Genomic DNA, 3991 nt, shown 5'->3' on the forward strand with positions numbered 1-3991 from the left:
GCGTTGCTCAGGCATGGGGTCACATGCCACGGAAAAAAGATGCTGGCTAAGGAAAAGCGGGATGGCACGTTCCTGCTGAGCTCAAAAACGCGCCTTCCATGTCCCTGCTTCGCCCTTTCCTGATTGTTCCATTCCTAGCTGTCTCATCCGTCTTTGCGGCGGATTTCCAAAAGGACATCCAGCCCATTCTGGAGCGGAACTGCTACGAGTGCCACAGTGAGAAAACCGGGAAAAAGAAGGGTGGCTTCGTGTTCGACGACCTGAAGACCTTCAAAATGGACATCGCGGACAACGATGTAGCGCAGATCCGTCCGGGAAAACCTTCGGAAAGCCATTTCCTCGAAGTCATCGTCAATGACGGCAAGAACCACATGCCGCCCAATGAGAACCTCTCCGGCGCAGAGATCAAAAAGATCACGGAATGGATCAGCGAAGGGGCGAGTTTTGACAAGGATGCTCCGAAACTGGCCCCGACAGCCGTCAAAAAATCGCTGCCGCCGATCATGAGCTGGACCAGCACCGAAGGTAAAACGATCAAGGCGGGCTTTGTGCGCCTGGAGGGTGAGAACGTGGTGCTGCGCATGCCTGCCAACGGCCAGGAGGCATCCGTGGCGCTGACGAGGCTGTCCGAGGCCAGCCAGAAACTGGCGCGTGATTGCGCGGCACCTTAAACCTCACATTTCCGCCAGAGCATCACTGACGGCGGCTTCCAGGGGGCGTGAACCGCTGCCGCCAAGCCGTTCGTCCATAGCTTCAAGACGCTGGATGAGATCTGCCACGTGCTTGCGTGGATAGATGCCCCCGGCTTCGGCGCAAAAGTGGGTGCGGCAGCCAAAGGGGCGGTTTTTATAAATGGTGCAGCGGCCATCGCGACCCAGCAGAGGGCAGGCCCCGTCGGGATGAGGTTTGAGCGCCTTGCGCCCGCTGGCACGGACTCCCTGGGCTGCATATAAAGCCTCCCCCCGGGTGAGCATGGGGGTGTGACCTGCCAGCCGGAAGTGACAGCAGCCAGTACGCATCTCACACTGGCGGGGCAGCGGCCGACGCTCCAACTCGGCATAAATCGCCTCGATTTCATGGCGATGGTCTGGTTTTGGTGGTTTCATTCAGGGGAGATCAAGCATGGCTGAGCTGGCAGGGGTGGCACGCGATTTTTGCAAAGCGTCATTTTGAGATTTGAGATTTCCCATTCCGCCCCCATCGTACATGCCCGTGATGCCTCCGCAGTCCAGTTTTCGCGTCATCCGGGGTCAACAACCACCTACTAGAGACACCTGAATCACGCATGAGTCTGCCTGAAATCGCCGGACATGAATTGCAGGACTTGGTCGGCAGCGGACGGTGTGGCGCCGTGTATCGGGCGGTGTCCACCAACGGCAAGGCCTGTGCCGTAAAGGTGTTTAGTTCGATGGCGATCAACCGCAAAGCGCTGGCGACGGCCTTCCGCGCCCTGCAGCAGATGCCGCACCATCGCGGTGTGCTGCCGGTGGAAAGCTACAGTTTTGACAGAACGCCCTACTTTTGTGTGATGCCGCTGGTCGGCGTGATGACAAAGGACAGCCATGGCCGCCGTCAGTGGCAGACGCCGACGCTGGAATCCGCCTGCAACGGCCTGCCACCGGAGCAGGCGTGGCGCCATATTTATGAAGTCGCTGATGCCCTCTCCTGGCTGCACAAGCACGGCATCCCGCATGGCAACCTGCGCCCGTCGAACATCCTGCTGGAGGATGATGCGGAGTCTTCGATCCGTCTCACCGACATCGCCCAGGGCTGGGTGGGGGGGATTCATCATCTCGAACTGACGGACCACTTTGTGCATCTCTGCCCGGAGCAGGCTGAAAACCCGGATGGCGTGTTTGCAGGCTATGGCCCGTCGTGGGACGTGTACAGCTTTGGTGTGCTGGCGTATCGCCTGCTCAACGGCGTGCTGCCACGCGGTGCGGACATGTGGGCGAGCGAGGTAGAACGTGCCCAGCAGCAGGCTGCATCGGGGCTGGCGGTGCAAGTGAACAGCAATGCGCTGCTGGCCGCCGTCAAAGCGCAGCCGAAAATCTACTGGCCGCAGGAAGCGCAGTCCAAGTGGGAGGAGCGCCGCCGCAACATCATTGAGCGAGCCTTGGATCTGAACCCGGCAGCACGCTGGGCTGACATGCGCGAGATTGTGCGTGAGTTTGAGGTGCTGGAAAGCGACTACCTGCTCGAAGAATCACGTGAACAAACGGTGCGCGAGCGTCAGAAACAGGCAAAAAAGGTGCTGACGTGGCAGACCACCGCCATCTCTCTGCTGGTCATTTTCGTGCTCTGCTTTGTTTACGCATTCAGGACTCAGCGAAATCTGAACAAGGCAGAGAACACCATCTCCAACATCAATGATGTGCACAAGATGGAGAATGATGCGCACCTCAGCCGCATCGACCAGCTGACAAGCGAACGCGACAACGAGCACAGCGCCAAGGCCGTGGCGGATCAAAATCTGCAGAACTCACAGAACGCGGTGGACCAGTTTTTGACACAACTGCTGCAGACCCCCACGGGCAATGAGATGGAGGCCAGCTTTCAAAAAGAGCAGCTCCATGACGCGCTGGCCTACTGCATGCGCGGGCTGCCTGCCCTGGAACAATCCCCCACGCTCGGCGTCGAACGGCTGCGTGCGTATGGCAACATCGGACAGCTTCACCTCAAGCTGCGCAACAGCGTGCAGGCGGTGGTTTACCTCACCAAGGCACGTGATCAGGCCGCTGAATTGATCGGCAAAGGAAACGGAGAAGGAGCCCAGACCGCGCTCTACCAACAATGGCTTGGCCGCTACAGCCTGCTGCTCTCCGACATCCGCGGACGCGAGGGGCGCCATGTGGAATCTCTCACCCTTCTCAAAGAAGCCACGGTCAATCTCGACAAGGGCCTGGCGGCTGATCCGAAAAACCGCCTCGCGCGCAATGAATGCGCCCGTGCTTGGCTCGAATATGGCCTGCGCACGCTGCGCAATGGAGATGTGGCCGACTCCGAGCAGGCGCTGGCGCGCGTGCCGACGATTCTCGATGCCAAGATGATCGGACACGACCTGATCAACGACGAAAAATTCATCCTCGCGCGGGCCAAGTTTGCCAAAGGCATCAGCCAGCGTGATGCGGGCAAGGTCGAGGAGGCGCTCAACACGCTGATCGATTCCGTGAAGGACATGGGAGAGCTGGTGCTCGGCAGCAGTCCGCGCAACCAGGACCAGGCGTTGCTGCTGGCCGAAGCTTACACCGAGCTGGCAGAACTGATCGGGCGTCATTTCAGCGGTTCGGATGCCAAGGAGGCGCACAACCAGGCGGTCCCGATCCTGCTGGAACTCAACCGCCTGCTGCCTGAGTGGGGCGAGGTGAAGTACCTGCTCGCCCGCAATTACGGTGCCCTTGCTTCACTAGCACGCGATGCTGGCAACCCGGCTGAGGCAAGCAAGAAGAAGCAAGACGCCATCGAGTTGGTGAACGAGATCCTCGCGGACGACAAAGAGAATGTACGTTACGGCTTTCTGCTGGCCAAACTGCGCGGTGAATACGCCGAACTGCTCGCCGACACCGGCAAGACTTCCGCCTCCTTGCCGATTGCGAAGCAGGCCGTAGAATCGCTTGAAGCACTCATCAAGGCGCAGCCTGCCAATGACAAGCTCACTCCGGAGCGGCGCATGTGGGCCAGCCAGCTGGCTCAGCTCTATGGCTCGCTGGGTCACACCAGCGAGAGCGCAGGCAAGAAAACCGAAGCGAAGGCTGCCTTTGCCAACGCCGTGGCAATCTGGGAAAAACTTGCCGCCGCCATCGCCAATGACGAGGCCATCCAGACGGGTCTCAACTGGAGCAGGGGCCGTCTCGCGAAGCTGAAATGAGCCTTGATGAAAAACAGCAGTCGCTCATCGACGACCTGAACATCATTCACGACCCGCACGAACGTCTGAACGCGGTCGTCTTGCGTGGGCATGCGCTTAAACTGGATGAGGCGCAAAAAACTG

Annotated in this window: 3 protein-coding genes; 2 read left to right on the forward strand and 1 reads right to left on the reverse strand. The window is 59.5% G+C overall.

Features of this window, described 5'->3' with window-relative positions; all coding sequences use genetic code 11:
• Positions 1-98: 98 nt before the first annotated feature.
• The gene (locus tag ACIREA_RS27970) at positions 99-671 is read left to right on the forward strand and encodes a c-type cytochrome domain-containing protein (RefSeq protein WP_397385609.1); all 573 of its coding nucleotides are present in this window, start codon (positions 99-101) and stop codon (positions 669-671) included.
• Between the two features lie 3 nt (positions 672-674).
• On the opposite strand, the gene ACIREA_RS27975 is transcribed toward ACIREA_RS27970, so the two are convergent.
• On the reverse strand, positions 675-1106 hold the full coding sequence (locus ACIREA_RS27975; RefSeq protein ID WP_397385610.1) for a YkgJ family cysteine cluster protein: 432 nt from the start codon (positions 1104-1106) through the stop codon (positions 675-677).
• Between the two features lie 179 nt (positions 1107-1285).
• Between ACIREA_RS27975 and ACIREA_RS27980 the strand changes: the two genes are divergently transcribed.
• Positions 1286-3868, forward strand: a complete 2583-nt coding sequence (locus ACIREA_RS27980) for a protein kinase (protein WP_397385611.1) — start codon at positions 1286-1288, stop codon at positions 3866-3868.
• Positions 3869-3991: the final 123 nt, after the last annotated feature.

This window comes from Prosthecobacter sp. (assembly GCF_044373815.1).
Lineage (GTDB): Bacteria > Verrucomicrobiota > Verrucomicrobiia > Verrucomicrobiales > Verrucomicrobiaceae > Prosthecobacter.

Coding starts and splice junctions, on each gene's coding strand:
- ACIREA_RS27970 (WP_397385609.1), top strand. CDS start 99: ATGTCCCTGCTTCGCCCTTTCCTGATTGTTCCATTCCTAGCTGTCTCA.
- ACIREA_RS27975 (WP_397385610.1), bottom strand. CDS start 1,106: ATGAAACCACCAAAACCAGACCATCGCCATGAAATCGAGGCGATTTAT.
- ACIREA_RS27980 (WP_397385611.1), top strand. CDS start 1,286: ATGAGTCTGCCTGAAATCGCCGGACATGAATTGCAGGACTTGGTCGGC.